The sequence below is a fragment of the Clostridium sp. AF32-12BH genome, from assembly GCF_003477935.1.
In the GTDB taxonomy this organism is placed as follows: Bacteria; Bacillota; Clostridia; order Lachnospirales; family Lachnospiraceae; genus Brotaphodocola.
The window spans coordinates 76,064-92,893 of sequence record NZ_QUEH01000011.1; the positions used below are offsets into that span (position 1 = coordinate 76,064).

12 protein-coding genes are annotated in these 16,830 nt (G+C 43.3%); 3 read left to right on the top strand and 9 right to left on the bottom strand.

Annotated elements, in window-relative coordinates:
- Positions 1–77: 77 nt before the first annotated feature.
- On the top strand, positions 78–932 hold the full coding sequence (locus DWZ40_RS12145; RefSeq protein ID WP_118543283.1) for an MBL fold metallo-hydrolase: 855 nt from the start codon (positions 78–80) through the stop codon (positions 930–932).
- Positions 933–946: 14 nt separating this feature from the next.
- The gene (locus DWZ40_RS12150) at positions 947–2,431 is read left to right on the top strand and encodes a hypothetical protein (protein WP_118543284.1); all 1,485 of its coding nucleotides are present in this window, start codon (positions 947–949) and stop codon (positions 2,429–2,431) included.
- 51 nt (positions 2,432–2,482) lie between these two features.
- Here the strand turns inward: DWZ40_RS12150 and DWZ40_RS19580 are convergent, their stop codons facing one another.
- Positions 2,483–2,629 (bottom strand): hypothetical protein, encoded by a 147-nt coding sequence (locus tag DWZ40_RS19580; protein ID WP_182431727.1) that lies wholly within the window; start codon positions 2,627–2,629, stop codon positions 2,483–2,485.
- Between the two features lie 111 nt (positions 2,630–2,740).
- Here DWZ40_RS19580 and DWZ40_RS12155 point away from each other — a divergent pair, with 111 nt between their 5' ends.
- Positions 2,741–5,068: a glycogen/starch/alpha-glucan phosphorylase gene (locus DWZ40_RS12155; RefSeq protein WP_118543285.1), complete on the top strand. Its 2,328-nt coding sequence runs from the start codon at positions 2,741–2,743 to the stop codon at positions 5,066–5,068.
- A gap of 187 nt (positions 5,069–5,255) precedes the next feature.
- Here the strand turns inward: DWZ40_RS12155 and DWZ40_RS12160 are convergent, their stop codons facing one another.
- From DWZ40_RS12160 to DWZ40_RS12195, 8 genes are all read right to left on the bottom strand, one after another.
- Positions 5,256–5,588 (bottom strand): type II toxin-antitoxin system RelE/ParE family toxin, encoded by a 333-nt coding sequence (locus DWZ40_RS12160; RefSeq protein ID WP_118543286.1) that lies wholly within the window; start codon positions 5,586–5,588, stop codon positions 5,256–5,258.
- Positions 5,585–5,848, bottom strand: coding sequence for a type II toxin-antitoxin system prevent-host-death family antitoxin (locus tag DWZ40_RS12165; protein ID WP_118543287.1), 264 nt, complete (start codon positions 5,846–5,848; stop codon positions 5,585–5,587). The genes DWZ40_RS12160 and DWZ40_RS12165 overlap by 4 nt, the downstream gene beginning before the upstream one ends.
- A gap of 430 nt (positions 5,849–6,278) precedes the next feature.
- Positions 6,279–10,433 (bottom strand): leucine-rich repeat protein, encoded by a 4,155-nt coding sequence (locus DWZ40_RS12170; protein WP_118543288.1) that lies wholly within the window; start codon positions 10,431–10,433, stop codon positions 6,279–6,281.
- Positions 10,434–10,579: 146 nt separating this feature from the next.
- Positions 10,580–14,503, bottom strand: a complete 3,924-nt coding sequence (locus DWZ40_RS12175; RefSeq protein ID WP_118543289.1) for a hypothetical protein — start codon at positions 14,501–14,503, stop codon at positions 10,580–10,582.
- A 308-nt stretch (positions 14,504–14,811) separates the two neighbouring features.
- Positions 14,812–15,033, bottom strand: coding sequence for a JAB domain-containing protein (locus DWZ40_RS12180; protein ID WP_118543290.1), 222 nt, complete (start codon positions 15,031–15,033; stop codon positions 14,812–14,814).
- Positions 14,934–15,167, bottom strand: a complete 234-nt coding sequence (locus DWZ40_RS12185) for a hypothetical protein (RefSeq protein WP_118543291.1) — start codon at positions 15,165–15,167, stop codon at positions 14,934–14,936. The genes DWZ40_RS12180 and DWZ40_RS12185 overlap by 100 nt, the downstream gene beginning before the upstream one ends.
- 205 nt (positions 15,168–15,372) lie before the next feature.
- Positions 15,373–16,044 (bottom strand): DNA alkylation repair protein, encoded by a 672-nt coding sequence (locus tag DWZ40_RS12190; RefSeq protein ID WP_118543292.1) that lies wholly within the window; start codon positions 16,042–16,044, stop codon positions 15,373–15,375.
- Between the two features lie 85 nt (positions 16,045–16,129).
- Positions 16,130–16,756, bottom strand: a complete 627-nt coding sequence (locus DWZ40_RS12195; protein ID WP_118543293.1) for a lactate utilization protein — start codon at positions 16,754–16,756, stop codon at positions 16,130–16,132.
- Positions 16,757–16,830 lie beyond the last annotated feature (74 nt).

A 16,830-nucleotide genomic window follows, 5' to 3' on the forward strand; every position in this document is an offset into this window, starting at 1 on the left:
TCATGCTGCACACATTGTTTAAGTGCAGGAGCTTTGATAAATTATTGTTAATCTAAAGAAGAAAGGACGTGCATGCAATGAATACACCAGCTTCCTGGCGGACTCCCCTTCCGCATAAACCACTTTTCGATCAGAACGTAGAGCCATTTCCTGCTACCAGATTTTTTGACCAGCTTTCCTTCATCGGAACTCCCAATGTCGGATGTTTTGTTCTGGAGACTTCCGATGGACTGATTCTATTAGACTGTATGGAGCCGCTCGATGAACACCGTGACCTGATCGTTTCCGGTTTCAAACAGCTTGGTCTGGATTTGAAAGATCTCAAAGCCATCCTGATCACACACGGACACGGCGATCACTACGGAAAAGCGGACTGGTTCCGGGAACAGACCGGCTGCAAAATCTATATGTCCGAAACCGATACTGCTTTTGCCAAACAGGATACCAGAAACCGGACCGGTGTCCTGAAATGGGATGTCGACGGATATCTGGAAGATGATACCTGGTTTCCCCTTGGAAATACCCGAATTTACTGCTGTCAGACTCCGGGACATACCCCGGGAGGGATGAGCTTCATCTTTCCGGTCACCGATGAAGGCCGTCCGCATATGGTCGCCATGTGGGGCGGAACCGGAATTCCTTATAAAATGAGCGATAAAGTGCTCTATCTGGAATCCACCTTAAAATTTGCCGAAAAAACCGGGCAGATGCACTGTGACGCGGAAATCTCCACCCATCCGTTTGTGGACAAGGGAACGGAACGGCTGCAGATTCTCCGCACCATTTCAGACGGAATCCCAAACCCGTTCGTTCTTGGAGAAGAGAACTACAAATATTATGAAAAAGCTTTTACCGACAACTGCCTGGCTGCCATGAAAAAACAGGCAAAAGAAGCAGATGATCTGCTCCCGCCGCAGCCGGTCCGCAAATAACCAGGAGGTATCCTATGGAAAATCGAAGAAGTAACGCTTATACAAAGAAACAACTGCTTCACCTGGCAATCAGCTTTTGTTTTATTTTTCTCTTTGGAGCATTCTGCCCGACCTGGGGCGGGATCACACGTCTTGGAGTCCGTGCCATTGGAATCTTCATCGGCGGGATCTGGCTGATCGCAAACCGTTTTGGCATGGTCATTCCTTCTTTCATCATCATGTTTGCCATGCTTCTTACCGGTTACACCGATGGCACCACCATCATCCAGACAACCCTCGGAAGTCCAACGGTATGGCAACTGATCATCATCTTTGTCCTGCTCTTTGCACTGACCGAAAGCGGGGCGGACAGCGTCCTTGCACGCTGGATGATCTCAAGAAAAGCATTAAACGGACATCCGGTCCTCTTTACCTGTGTCTTTATGATCGCAGTAACGACCCTCGGTGCCCTGGCCAGTGCCCTTGGCGCATTTCTCTTCAGCGTTGCCATGGTCAATTCCATCGCTGAATCCGTCGGTTACGATGATAAAAGCCAATGGAAGAAAGCCATGACAACCGGAGCCCTGATTGCCTCTTCTGTAGGCGGCGGAATTCTGCCATTTAAAGGTATGGCCATGATGATCTACAACCTTCTGGCTCCCGGACTTTTGGAGGCCGGCGTTGAGATCGATCAGATTTCTTATCTGGTTTCCGCGATCGTGTCCGGACTTTTTATTTCCGTCTCACTGGGTCTTTGCCTGAAACCTCTGTTCCGTGTGGATTTTTCCAAAATGAAAGATGCCGATGTTGCATCCATCTGTGCACACGGCGGTACCAGCTTTAATAAACGCCAGTCAGTAACCTTCCTGATCTTCCTGGTTGGAATTGCTTACTCCGTTGTTATGATCTGGCTTCCCAAATCCATGCCAGGCTATGATATCATAAATGGCATCGGACAGGGCTTCTGGTTTGTTCTGATGCTGATCCTTATGGCACTGATCCACATCGACGGCGAACCACTCCTGAATGTAGAGCGTGCCATGGGAAAAGCCATCAACTGGGGCATTGTCATGTGTGTATGCGCATTTACTGCCATTGGCGGCATGATTGCCAATGAAGAACTTGGAATCCGAAACTGGCTCAGCATGATCATGAATCATGTATTCGGCAACATGCCATTCCCGCTGTTTGTTGTAATTCTGGTAGCAGCTACGCTTTTGTGCACCAATGTATTTTCCAACACGGCAACTGCAGTCATCATCGGTACCGTAGTCGGTCCGTTCCTGATCAAATATGCAACAACCATTGGAATCAACCCAAGCTGCCTCATTCCAGCCATTGTCATGTCTGCATTATGCGCATTCCTTACCATGGCAGCAGGCGGGTCAGCACCACTCTACCTTGGTTCCGACTGTATGAAAGATGATCCGAAATGGGTATGGAGCTATGGACTGCTGATTTTCCCGATTGTGACGATCACATCGTCCCTGGCCTACATTCTTTGCGCTTATCTCTTATAAATTGCCTGTCTCAAAAAATTGTAATAAGTCATCCCCAACTTGTCTTTGTTTTCAAATCTGTTTGAAAACAGGGACACAAAAATCCCCGGCGAATCTTTCTCCGATTGCTTCGCCGGGGATTTTCTGTCGCCATGCAGCCGGTGGAATTTTCTTGCCGTAGATATTTTCATTGTTAGGTTTCATTGTTACTGTTCTCATCTCATTTTCACTCTTGCGCACCCATAGCCCACTTTGTTATAATATAGACAGTTTGTTAATTTTTTCATTCTGTGATTCATTACACTTCAAAGAAGGGAGTTTTTCACGATCATGAATCTGACCAAAGCTGTAAAGGAAAAATATAAAAAGCCGCTGGCATCCTGCACCAATGAGGAAATCTACCTCTGCCTTTTGGAACAGGTGAAAAAACTTGCGAAAGAAAAGGAAGATATGGATGAAAAATCAATTGCCTCCTCTGCAGAAGCAGACACTGCAAAAGCCATCTTTGCAAAATCCAAAACATCTTCCGGCAAGCGCAAACTCTACTACATCTCCGCAGAGTTTCTAATCGGCAAGCTGCTCTCCAACAACCTCATCAACCTCGGGCTTTACGATGATGTCAAAAAAGAACTGGAAGCCGCAGGCAAGAGCCTTGCAGAGATTGAGGAGCTGGAGCCGGAGCCATCACTTGGAAATGGCGGTCTTGGACGTCTGGCTGCCTGCTTTGTGGATTCCATTGCCACACTCGGCTTAAACGGAGACGGCGTCGGCTTAAACTACCATTACGGCCTGTTTAAGCAGGTCTTCGACAAAAAGCATCTCCAGCAGGAAACTCCGAACCCGTGGATTGAAAAAGAAAGCTGGCTCACCAAAACCGAGACTAGTTACCAGGTTCCGTTCGGCGGCTTTACCGTTACCTCCCGCCTCTATGACATGGATGTGACCGGCTACAACAACCACTCCACCCGCCTGCGCCTCTTTGATCTGGAATCCGTAGACGAGAGCATTGTCAAAGATGGCATCGACTTCGATAAAACTGAAATTGAGAAAAACCTGACCCTGTTTCTCTATCCGGACGACTCCGATGACAAGGGACGTCTGCTGCGTGTTTACCAGCAGTACTTTATGGTCAGCAACGCAGCCCAGCTGATCTTAGATGAGTGTATCGCCCGCGGCTCCAACCTGCACGACCTGGCTGACTACGCTGCTGTTCAGATCAACGACACGCATCCGTCCATGGTCATCCCGGAACTGATCCGCCTTTTAGGACAGCACGGTATTTTAATGGATGAGGCGATCTCCATCGTTTCCAAAGTGTGTGCTTACACGAACCACACCATTCTGGCAGAAGCTCTGGAAAAATGGCCGATCTCCTTCCTGGAAAAAGCAGTACCGCAGCTGATGCCGATCATCCGTGAACTGGACAACCGCATTCGTGCCACTGTAAAGGACGAGAGCACCTACATCATCCAGAACGGACTGGTGCACATGGCGCATATGGACATCCACTATGGCTACAGCGTCAATGGTGTGGCATACCTGCACACTGAGATTTTGAAAAATACGGAGTTAAACAACTTCTACAAACTATACCCGGAACGTTTCAACAACAAGACCAACGGCATCACCTTCCGCCGTTGGCTCATGGCCTGCAACCCGGAGCTTTCCGCTCTCATTACCTCCCTTATCGGGGAAGGCTGGAAAAAAGATGCCATGGAGCTGGAAAAACTGGGCGCTTTCGTGTCCGATCCGGCTATTCGAAACAAGCTTCTGGAAGTTAAAACCGAAAAGAAAACACAGCTGGTTTCCTACTTAAAAGAGACCCAGGGACTGGTGTTAAACCCGGATTCCATTTTCGATATCCAGGTAAAACGTCTGCATGAATACAAACGCCAGCAGATGAATGCCCTCTATGTCATCCACAAATACTTGGAGATCAAAGCCGGAAAGATCCCGAAAACACCAATCACCGTACTGTTTGGTGCCAAAGCAGCTCCCGCTTACGTCATTGCAAAGGACATTATCCACTTAATTTTATGTTTACAGGAACTTATCAACAAAGATCCAAAGGTAAGTCCACACCTGAAAGTTTTCATGGTGGAAAACTACAATGTAACCCTGGCTGAAAAGCTCATCCCGGCCTGCGACATTTCCGAGCAGATCTCCCTGGCTTCCAAAGAGGCATCCGGAACCGGCAACATGAAGTTCATGTTAAACGGTGCGCTGACCCTTGGAACCATGGACGGCGCAAACGTGGAGATTGCTGAACTGGTCGGAAAAGACAACATCTTCACCTTCGGCGAATCCTCCGAGACCGTCATTGCCCGCTACGGGCGCGGCGACTACAAGTCCAAAGACTGGTATGAGAAAGACAAAGACTTAAAAGCCGCTGTCGATTTCATCGTCGGAAAAGAGCTGCTTAAGATCGGCCAGAAAGAAAACCTGGAGCGTCTCTACAAAGAACTGCTAAACAAAGACTGGTTCATGACTTTCCCGGATTTCGAAGAGTATGTGAAGACCCGCGAAGAGGCCTACGCCGCTTACACCGACCGCACCGAATGGGCGAAGAAGATGCTCGTCAACATCAGCAAGGCTGGATTCTTCTCTTCTGACCGGACAATCGCACAGTATAATGAAGAGATTTGGAAACTGTCGTAGATAGAATTTTCTGAATCAGCGGACGCGCCACTAGCGCCTCCTCGATGTGCAATGTAACTGAAAATTCCGTGTGTAACATACATCCAGGGCGTGTAAAAAATGATTTCTCATTTTTTCACACGCCCCTTCTTTTTTATAGGCTATGTTTTTTCACAGCCCCTTTTCTTTTCAAGTTGGCCATTTGGCTTTATTGAAGCGGAATCCCGTGATGAAGGATAAAAGCCCAGTTACTTTTTTGATACAGAAAACGCACGATGATTACTAACTGTTTATTTTCATCTATAGTATAAAATGCCAGATAGTTATTGACTTTTATGAAACGGATTCCCCAACTGGATAAGACTGGATCATCTACGATCCGGTATCTCTGAGGCATTTCAGCTAAAGAAGAAATTTGTTCATCTGCAGTATCCAGTAAGTGGTCTGCAGCATCCGGATTTTTAAGGGAAAATTCTATATAGTCGGCTGCTTTCAGAAGATCTCTCTCTGCTGTTGCAGTGATGTGGATTGTATAACTCATCTACGACGTCCTTTCCGGATCTCTGATAATGCGTCTGAAAACGGTCGTGTATTTCCGAATTTAATATCATCCATTCCTTCATGAATCTGATCGTATAACTCAAAGCGGCTTGTTAGTGCTTCGTAGGCTTCAATGCTCATCACGGCAAGGTCACCTTTTCCGTTTTTAGTGATAAAAACTGGCTCAGTGTAAGTGTGGCAATGAGTTGAAATCTCATTGTAATTGTTTCTTAGATCAGCACTGGATTTGATTGTTGGCATAAAAACACCCCCTTATATGATAACAAAATTATACACAAATTTCTTTATATAATCAATATTAAGATTCAAATAAATTTGCATGATCGTGAAGTACAAGTTAAAAATCTCACTGTAACATTGTAAGAATCTTCATACCATCCAACCCGTACAACCTTTTCTGCTGTATCAGCAGCTGACGCAGGAAATGAGAACGATAGTAAGAGTCCCAAAAAACATAACATAAAACAACATCGTCGATCCGTATTTCTTTTCATCGTTTTCATCTCTTCCCCCGTAAAACAAAATTGTAAATCATGCTGACAAACAGTCCGTAATGATTATACTGCTTGATATGTTAACGCAACACTAAGAAAGTGCTTGATGGATATTCTCACACAAGCACTTTCCTATTACCAGCCCCATAAGGATCTGAAAATCATAAGTTTCTTTATTAGTCTTCTTTTTTCTTGAAAATCAATGTAACAAGTAAAAGCAATGCGCTGGAGAAAAATACAAGTGCGGACTGGTTAGGTGCCTGTCCGGTTTTTGGAAGCGCAATATTAGCTTCGGAAGCAAAATCTTCATGTTGAATATCTTCTGGAACCGGCTGTATATCTTCTTTTACCGGTTCAACCGGAGTTGTTTCAACAACTTGTGCCGTTCTTGTACTGCTTCCAGATCCTCCTGAACTGCCAGAGCCACTTGAACCAGAACTTCCTGATCCATGATTTGAATTTCCAGGATTTGTTCCTCCATTATCCGGTTTTTCCGGTTCTGCAGGTGTTCCAGGAGTATAGGTGTTCAATATCTGGAACCCCTCTGTCTGATTTCCAGATACCGTTGGCGTATAATCTGCAGGAACAACTTCTGATACAGAATAAGAATATCCTTTCGGAAGATCCTCAAACTGATATTCCCAGTTGTTTGCCGCATTTAAAACAGCTCTGTCAATCACATGTCCCTCATTTATCAGGCGAATCGTGACCGAATCCGGCGTTCCGGAAGCCGGGGCATTGTTCCAGACTTTTTTGACCGATATATCAATCGTATCATCTTCTCCTACAATAATACCTCCGTTTGCACCGATGCCTCCGCCATATTTTGCTGTATTTCCCTCTATAAAGAGCTTTGCTTCATTCTCTGCCAGATCCTGCGCATCCGCAGACATTATCGTTTTTAAAGCCTGGCTTGTCTGAATATCTGCCAGTTTTCCAGACTCCAATGCTGTACTTGTTGGATCATCTTTATTATAGCGTATATCAGAAATCACGCTTGGATAAGATGAGGTGACTCCATTATATATTTTGCCATCCGGATACCACTGGATCGCACCGCCACCTAACATACGACTTGATAATGTAGCTGTATAGTCGGGATCGCCATTACCGAAAACACTAAATACCAGATCATCACCGGCTGCTTTATCATCTGATTCCACCGCTTTATTTTCAAAGATGCCAATACCATCTTTGATATTCAGGGTTGTGGTACCAGTTGCGCAAAACCACAGGCCACCTCCCTGTTGGGCTGTATTATTTGTAACAATCGCATTATATAAATGCATAGAACTGTAGCCATTATTACGTGTTCCCTCGGAATAAATACCTCCGCCTGAAACACCTGCCGTATTATTTACTATTTTTCCAGAATTAAGAACGGTTCCGTTAGAAAAACTATAAATTCCGCCACCATTGGATGCGTGATTTCCAGATATTGTACCTCCATTCATTACAAACGCAGTGCCATATTCTTCAATTGTGCTGTCTTGTACTCCATCATCCACGACACAAACTCCGCCGCCTTGAATGAAATGATTATTCGTTATCTTTCCACCGGTCATCTCAAATACTGCATTATTTTCTATAAATACAGCCCCACCTGCATCAACATTATTACCGGAAGTACCACTGTTTTCTGTGATCAATCCATCACCAGATAACGTAAACGCTGCTTGCTGATCAGCATCGCGGTCATTGCTAAGAACTACAACGCTGCCACGATGTCCAATATTCCTTTGAATGCGTCCTCCTGACATTTCCCCTTTGCTCGCACCAAAAAATAACACGCCACCAGTGGAATGGGAGTAATTTGCATTAACAGAATTATTATCTTGAATGCTGCCACCAGTCATTTCAAAAGCAGCACCATCTTTGATCAGGACTGTCGCACTATACTCCGCATGATTTATGATTTTGTTGTTTGTGATTTGCCCGCCTGAAATAACAAGTTTCGCATTGGTCCCACTATTTTCCAGCGCACCGGTTTCATCATATTTTATGGTTGCATCCCGAACGGTTACGTCATCTGTAATCGTTACGGTACCATGATTCTTTATAATGCTCTTGTCATTATACCTACCTGATAAAATAAGTTTCCCGGCAAAAATAACATTTGCTCCTTCTAACACTTCAAATAAATTTTCCGGCTTAGTACCGTCTTTTACGCCGACAATCGTATAATCATCATCAGAAGTAATTGTAATCGATTTTCCTTGTGGAATCGTAACTTGACTGCTCAGCTTAATATCTTTTTTAATTTTGATGGTTTCTCCATCCGCTGCAGTGTCTACAGCTTCCTGCAGACTTGGAGCACCTGCCTCACTGGAAATCGTATCACCTACTGTATCTGAAATAGATGGAATCGTATAATTTATGGTTACATTTTGCGGCAGACCTGCATTGGAAAGATTCAATACATCTGAACTATTTTGAACCGTTACAGACTCCAATCCATCTATCCCTGAAAATTCATTATTTGATGTATTAGTCAAACCACTTCCCAAAACAAGTTTTTTGATGGTTGCGCCAGAAAACGCAGACGATCCAATCGTTGCCACATTATCCGGAATGATTAAGGTATCCTGGTTCAGCAGAGTATTTGCAAAAGATTCACTTCCAATGGCTGTCAGTGATTCCGGAAATGTGATCGAGGCTATTTTAGTACCTGAAAATGCCTCATCATCAATCTTCTGCAGACTGTCACTCAAAACAACCGATTCAATGGGTGTATTTAAAAAAGCACGATATGGAATATCATTCAAACTTGCTAAATTAACTTCGCCTTTCAGATTATTACATTCAGAAAATGCAAAAGTCCCCATGGATGTGACCTGACTAAGATCTGGAATATTGGTCAGCTTTGTGTTATTTTCAAATGCCTCTTGACCTACTTCTGTAATGGTTCCTTCTGCAGTTACAGTCTCCAGACTACTGCAATCTTTAAACATGGAATCATTGATTTTTGTAATTGACGCAGGCAATGTTATTGAAACAAGTGAACTATCTTCTGCAAATAAGCTTCCTTCACGAATATCAATTCCTTCTGGAAGTTCTATCGTTTTTAATTTTGAAGCACCAGAAAACGCACTAGGTGCAGTGATTCTTTTTAAACTATCTGGTAAATGAATTGTTTCTACAGCACAATTACTTAACAGTGAATTTCCGGCAAGTTCTTCTACACCTTCTTCAAAAGTTATAGTTTTCAAATGGTCCATAGATTGAAAGCTTCCGGAAAATGTTTTTACCGATCCTGGAATTGTAATTTCTTCTAAGTTAGAAAAACATCTAAAATAACTGTTACATGTTTCTACGGTGTCTGGTATATTCAGCTTAGTAACATTTGTACACTTAGACGCCCAAAAGCTAAGGCTTAATTCTGTTACCGTATATTCTTCATCATCGCTCTCATTTTCATTGTGATAACTTACTTTTTCCGGTATTTCAACGTCTGTAGTTGCATTTGGATTTGTTATCCTTGTCAATTTTGCATCGTGAGTATCTGGATAAAAATCAAACCGATACTCGACTCCATCAACAGTGATATAAACATCTTCATAAATATTTTCTTGTACTGCCAAAGGAAGTTTTGCTGAAAGTGCAGCATTCAGCTCCTTATAGAGCGGACAGTCCTTGTCATGAAGTTCACCAACGCACCCTTCCAGATGCGCACATTCGGCTTCTGACGGCAGTTCCACTTCTCCTTCATATAACGGGCATTCTGGATCATGTTTGCCATCCACGCAACCTTCTAAATGCTCACATTCATCTAAATCAGCATCATTCTTTTTCGATGTTCCAGAACCGCCCGAAGTACTTCCAGAATTTGCAGTAGTACCTGCAGCACTAGAAGATTCCTCTGGATTTTCAACTGGCTGACTAAAATCAGGATCAATATTTTCATCTTCGTCCAATCTGCCATAGTCTGCATCTGCCTGATCAGAGTCTTCCTCAGAAGAATCATTTATCGAATCTTTCTTCGATTCTTCTGATTGGTCACCATCCGATCCATTCAGATCCGGCTTTTCATCTTTTCCAGAAGATAAATTGGCTTTGTCTTCATCTTCCTGCAGATCTTCTGTTTTTCCATCTTCAGACGGTTCTATTTCATCACCACGGTCTGATCCATCGTTCTCGTTTTTATCTTTTGAGTCTGCATTTTTTTCTGATGAAATGTTCTGGGATTTAGAATCTTGATCAGGATTATCTTGATCAACCGTAATTTCCTGGCTCAGATTTGTTTCCTCGGCCATGGATAATACCGGATTAGCAGTAAGAGAGATCAGTAGACTTGTAGTTAAGATGTACGATAATAATTTTTTCTTTTTCATATTATTCCTTTCTTACTCCGAATGTATGTATTTTGAAATTAAATAGTCCCAATGAAGAAAGGAATCACATATTCTCGCAATATATACGCTCTTTTGCTTTGTAAGAAGCTGAACAGCAACTTTTGCTGCCCAGCTTCATTTTTTTGTTAGTGTTCTTTTTTCTTAAAAAAACAGGTGAAAAGAAGAAGGATTGCGCTGTTGAAAAGAAGCACTGCAGACCAGTTATCTGACTGACCTGTTTTTGGAAGTACAGTTTCAACCTGATTTTCTTCTTTTATCTCGTCTGTATTATCCACTGCAGATACATTTTCTGCCAGATTAGTTTCTTCCGGCTTTTCCTGTTGTGTGGTTCCTGCAGTAACGGATCCAGCACTGGAATGACTACCGCTGCTTCCACTGCCAGATGAACTGCTTCCTCCACCAGAAGAACCATTATTTCCATTCGATGTGCCGCTGTTACCGGAATTTCCTCCATTACCGGATGTGCTGCCATTTTCATACATCAAGGCAAACGGTGAAAAACTTCCAACCGAAAACTTAATGAACGCCTGACCGTCAATGAAAACTTTTTCACTGGATAATTCTTCCGGAATATGATTTCTCAGTAAATCATTCATATCCGCATTGCTCTCTCGGTTCAATCCTCCGAAATGCACAATATGGAATGTAGAATCTTCTTTCGCATCTTCCGGAACCGGCCAGTAAATGTTCATCTTCTGACCACCTGCCATCGTCATATATGCGTTTCCGTTATGTGTATCAACCAGGTCAAGGTACCTGAACTGATAAACATATTTACCATCCGCATTTTTATTCTGATTCAGGTAAGCAGTCAACAGCGTATCATCAAGGCTGTGATCAACCAGAAGTTTTACGCCTGCAGGGTCTGCATTCACATTGCTTTTATTAATGAAATACTGCGTATTATCCTGTGCTGTCTCTGCCAGGATAACTCCTTTGTTTTGCGGATCCACACTTGGCATGGTATCGGAAATATCCCGATAGGTCTGATCCTTGTTTCCACGTACTTTCAAACTTCCGCTGTTCAAAATGACCGGATATGTTTGCGTGCTTCCATTAACCTGGACGGTAACGTTATAAAACTTTGCATCCAAATCTCCGGAATAAAAATCAACTTTATAGTCACGGAACTGGTCTGTATCATTGACAGGGAATTTGGAATCTACCATAACATTGCCAGCTTCATCCGTAAACTGCATACGAAGCGGTATCTGCTCAGCCGTGCCATTTATTTTACTCGACATCAGCTTGTAAATATAAACATGCTGGCCATCTACCTTTGCCAGACTGCTGTCCTCTTCTCCATATAACTGTAAAGCCCAGTCACGCGTTGTGCGGTTAGAACTGTCGTTATAAGTCAGGGCAACATAGTCACTAAGGTCTTTCGGTTCTTCCTGCGTACTTCCAAGCAGCTCATTTAATTCATCCGGAAGTGTCAGGTAAAATCCGATCTCTGGAAGATCATTTGTAGCAAACTGACCATCAGAACCAATCACACCATCATACCCATTTCCACCGACGTAAATGGTAATATCCATCGGGGTGATTTCCACAGCATGTTTTCCATACAGAACCAGGCTCTTTTCATGATTCGTACCTGTTGGAACCTGATTCTTATAATCCGTATTAGTAACGATTCTCTTATGGTTCTGCTTAAAATGGGACACATACGGCTCAGCATCCGCAACCTCATAATCCATTCCATCATACGTAACATTACCAGGCACAACAACCGCTCTTCCATCTACCGATCCAGCCTGATCAGAAGAAAGTTCATAATCATTCATATCTTCCGACGCGCCAATTAATGTTACAAAGCGATTTGTGAAAATTCTACTTCCAACTGCATCACATTTAATCCGGATGTCTCCACGGATATCCGCACTTATGCCATTTAGGTACAACTCACCATCCTGATCAATCGCATTGCCATAATAATACCGTTCCGGCTGAGTATCTTGCGCTGGATATCCGTCTGTAGCTTTGTTATCCGCAATTGTACCCCCAAGTACACAGGCTTTCGCTTTTTTCTCTCCTGATGAATTAATCGAGATGGCTCCACCAATACCTGCCTCATTATTCTCAATTTTACCATCTACCAGGTATAGCAAGTCACCCTGTCCCAATAAATAAATACCGCCGCCTTTACTTCCTCTATTGACAGCCTTATTCTCAGAAATAGTACCACCTGTTATTTCCAGTTTGTTTGTATAGTTTCCTGCATTATTGCTATTCAAATAGATGGCACCACCAGAACGTCTTACTTTGTTTTCTTTTATAGTAGCATCATCTGAAATCTGAATCTCTACATTTCCCTGCCAATAATTATCCGCAATATAAGCAGATATCGCACCACCATCAACCGCATGATTATCTGAAATTAAGCCTCCTGACATTTCAAACACATTTGGCTCATTCGATGCATCTGGTGCCCCAAGGATTGCTATAGCACCACCAAATGCACTGGCATCCGCAGTAGCCGCATTATCCTTAATCTCTCCTCCATTCATGATAAGTTTCGCCGGTTCATTATAAGTGTTATCATAATCTGCCTTACATGCCCGGACCATAATAGCACCACCATGTGCACTTGCAGATCTATTTACTCCATTAATCTCAAAAATATCTCCAACTGCTGTATTATTGCTGATTTCGCCTCCATTTATTACCATTTCACCGCTTACGTAAACTGCGCCGCCCCACTCTGCAGAACAATTTGTAATTTTAGATCCGTCCTCCATCGTCAGCATTGCATTGCCATCTACCACAATGCCACCACCCCAGTCGTTACATCCCGTGTTTCCATCATGAGAGATTGCCCGTCCATTTGTTACGGTTGCGCCATCCTCCAGAGTCAGACTGGCGCCAGAGCAAACTCTTAGACACCGCATATCCTGGGGTTCAGCATCTATCACCAAATTCGCAAGTACCACTTGTTGCGTTTGATGAACTTGGGTGCCTTTTTCATTACCTATCTTGATCATGTAATCTTCATTTGTTGGTTTAGGTGAAGTGGCACTTGCATATGTAATTGTATGTGTTTCATCATCAGAAGCGCTTTCAATGGTCACAGACTTATCACCCGTTAATACCGTTGGCTGATGTAACACAATATCAGAAAGCAAATAAATGGTATCTCCATCTTCAGCTATTTCATAAGCTTTTTCTAAGGTCTGAACAGCTGTCTCTGCGCTTGTACCATTATTTGTATTGTCTCCGGACGCATCAAGATAGATTGCATCCGATACCTGAACGCCACGGGCAAGCATCAACGGATCTGCTTCTTTATAACATGGACAATCTGGATCATGTTTTCCGTCCACGCAGCCAGCCAGATGCGCACATTCCAGATCTGGAAGCAAATCCACATCTTCTTCATACAAAGGACAATCCTTATCGTGTTTCCCATTCACGCAGCCTTCCAACTGGGCACAATCCGGATCTGCTTCTTCCTCTTCTTTTTTGGTCTCTGATGAAGAATCACTCTTACCAGAAGATGTTTCTAAATCATCTTCCTGTTTCTCACCAGTTTTATCTTCATTCTCAGTATCTTTCTTTTCCTGATCTGTGGAATCTGAATCGGATACATCATCCTTTTTCTCAGATGAATCTTCTTTTACCGGATCTTTATCATCTTCCTTATCTGATTTGTCAGAATCTGTGGAATCCTTGCCTTTATCTGACTCCGATTCCGGATCATCCTGTTTATGATCTTTATTCAGATCATCAGCATCAGATCCTTTTTCAGCTTTATCCGAACCCTTGTCCTGATCAGATTCTTTGTCCCCGCTATCAGAGTCTTCTTCCGATTTATCCGGAGTATCCGATGATGGTTCATTATCCTGGTCTTTGGAATCTGAAATATCCTTTGAATCTGACTCCTGATCTTTTTCGTTTTGATTGGAATTATTATCTTGATTTTCCTGTACAGATGTTATCTCTTGATTGATATTTACCCCCCCCCCAGTCATAGCCAAAACTGGATTGGATGTAAGAGAAATCAATAGACTTGTAGACAAGATATACGACAGTAACTTTTTCTTTTTCATGGTATTCCTCCTCCTCATGCGAATACATTTTGAAAGTGTGTGGTCCCACTGTAACATAAAAGGAATCCCATATTCTCATTATATAAGCGCTTAATTTTATCGACCTTATCTTTATGACAAAATTCATTTTAAATAATACTCTTTTCCACAATAACTGTCAAATATATATGGATTTTGATAGCTTTTTAGCAAAAGTTTTTACGGGAGGGTCGAGGGAACGGGCGCGGCCCAGGCGGGCCGGGGAGCATCGGGGGTTCCCTCGCGGGCACAGGGGCTCCCCTGTACCCGCATCACTTAGCCTGTACGAATTATTGCAAAATACCCGTATTCTCACGAAAGCTAAAATACGCATTTTTCCGTGCCCCGGCTATAATGATATGGTCGCACATATCGACGCCGCATACCTTGGCAGCCATGGCAATTCGTTCTGTTATTTTAATATCTGCATCTGATGGGCTTGGGTCTCCACTCGGATGGTTATGAACGACAGCAAAAACATATGCTCTTCCGGCAATCGGTCCGCATGGTATACCGTCCCTATCACATCTGCTATCCGTTTTGGAGACTGGTGCATATCTTCATCGGTAATCCTTGTCTTTCCTACCGCTACAAGATACGGTATCCGGCTTTCCCTTACTCTGACATCATACTTTTTCACATTCATCTTCTGCCCTCCGTATTGGTTCTACCTGTGAAAACCGAAAGAAAAATGCTTTCTTTTTAAACACTCTTTCGCTTCCCTTAGCATCTTCTCCGTCTTTGTCTGAATCTTGGCAGATAGTTAGCCTATCTCTGCCATTTCAGTAGTGGTTGCATTTTTTTATGTAGTGGGGCTTTTGGACTTATTGCTATTTACTGTGCAATATTGTTTATATTTTCAGCGTCTTCAGATATTCTTTCTGCTGCGGCGTAATACGGTAACTTTCCCGCGCTTTCTGAATGGCCTTGTTGTGAGTCCATCGATCCAGATGCGGCTTTTCAAAATACGGTATCGTGGCATCCCACTGTTTCGCCAGCGCAGTCGCAAAAAACCACGCAGTCATCATATTGACATAATACTCATCTGAACGTACGGATGCAGGCAGACGTAAATATTCTGGCTTAAAATCCTCATCCAGAAACCAGCGCATGAGCATCCCCATACCAAAACGACAAGTGTAAGAATGCCCGGATGCGATCCAGATCCGGATCTTTTCCAGGAGTTCTTTTTTATGCTTCTGAAAAACCTTCGGGGAAAGGCAGTCACATACCGCCCAGTTGTCAATATAGGGCAAAAATGCTTCCACCGCTTTCATGCACTCCTCATAGTTTTTTATTTCCATGAGCAAGAGCGCATGAAGCACATTTTCATCGTAATGGGTATGCGGAAGCTGTCGTAAAAAACGGTCCGCTTCCTCCTCTTTGGCAAATTCCTTTGCCAGTTTTCTCATGGCAGGCATACGGATTCCGATCACACGGTCCCTTGAGATTCCCGGAAGCAGCTTACTCTGGAAATCACCATATGTCTGATCCTGCAATGCCAATAAACGGTCCTGAATCATACTTTCTCCCCCACTGCCGTTAAGTTTCCTGTCTGCAGTTCATCTCAACACTTATAAAGAATAAGAGAATTCTTGCAGTATGTTGTTAAAATCCTAATGCATCATTTACCAGAATGACGTGGATTCTTCCTGCATGTCTGGAATATCTTGTAATCAGAAACTGGCAGCAAATCGTATCCGGAGATTTGCAGTCCATACATGTGCCCGTTTTGCTGCATGGCGTGTTGCTTTTCACGCGCTGGGCATTGATTGGAGCAGCTACGTTTCTTGCACGCTTCATGGCACTGTCCAGATCCGCACAGACTTTATTGATTCCTACAATGAAAATAACTTTTTTCGGTCCCTGTGCAATGCAGGAGACGCGGTTGGAATTTCCATCGATATTGACCATAATACCATCATCTGTAATGGCGTTTGCACTGCTAAGAAAAATATCAGCATCATAAGCTGCCATTAAGCCTGCTCTTGGTTCCAGTTTTGCACGATCAATATAATGGTAATTTCCCTCTTCCAGAGCCTTGATCAGTCCGATCTCATGAGCACTGGTGCAGCCGCCCATGGCAATGCTGCTGCCTTCCGGAATCAACTGCAATGCCTGTTTTAATGCTTCTTCTTTGTTTGCCGCATAATAACCAGACATGTTACGTGACTCCAGACCCTTGATCACCGTCTTGGCCAGACATTCATTTCTTTTTACCATATTTTCGTTCATCTGCTCGTCCTCCATTCTGTTTGTTATCCGTTTTGTACGAATTCCCATAACGCTTGATTCGCAACTATGTTATT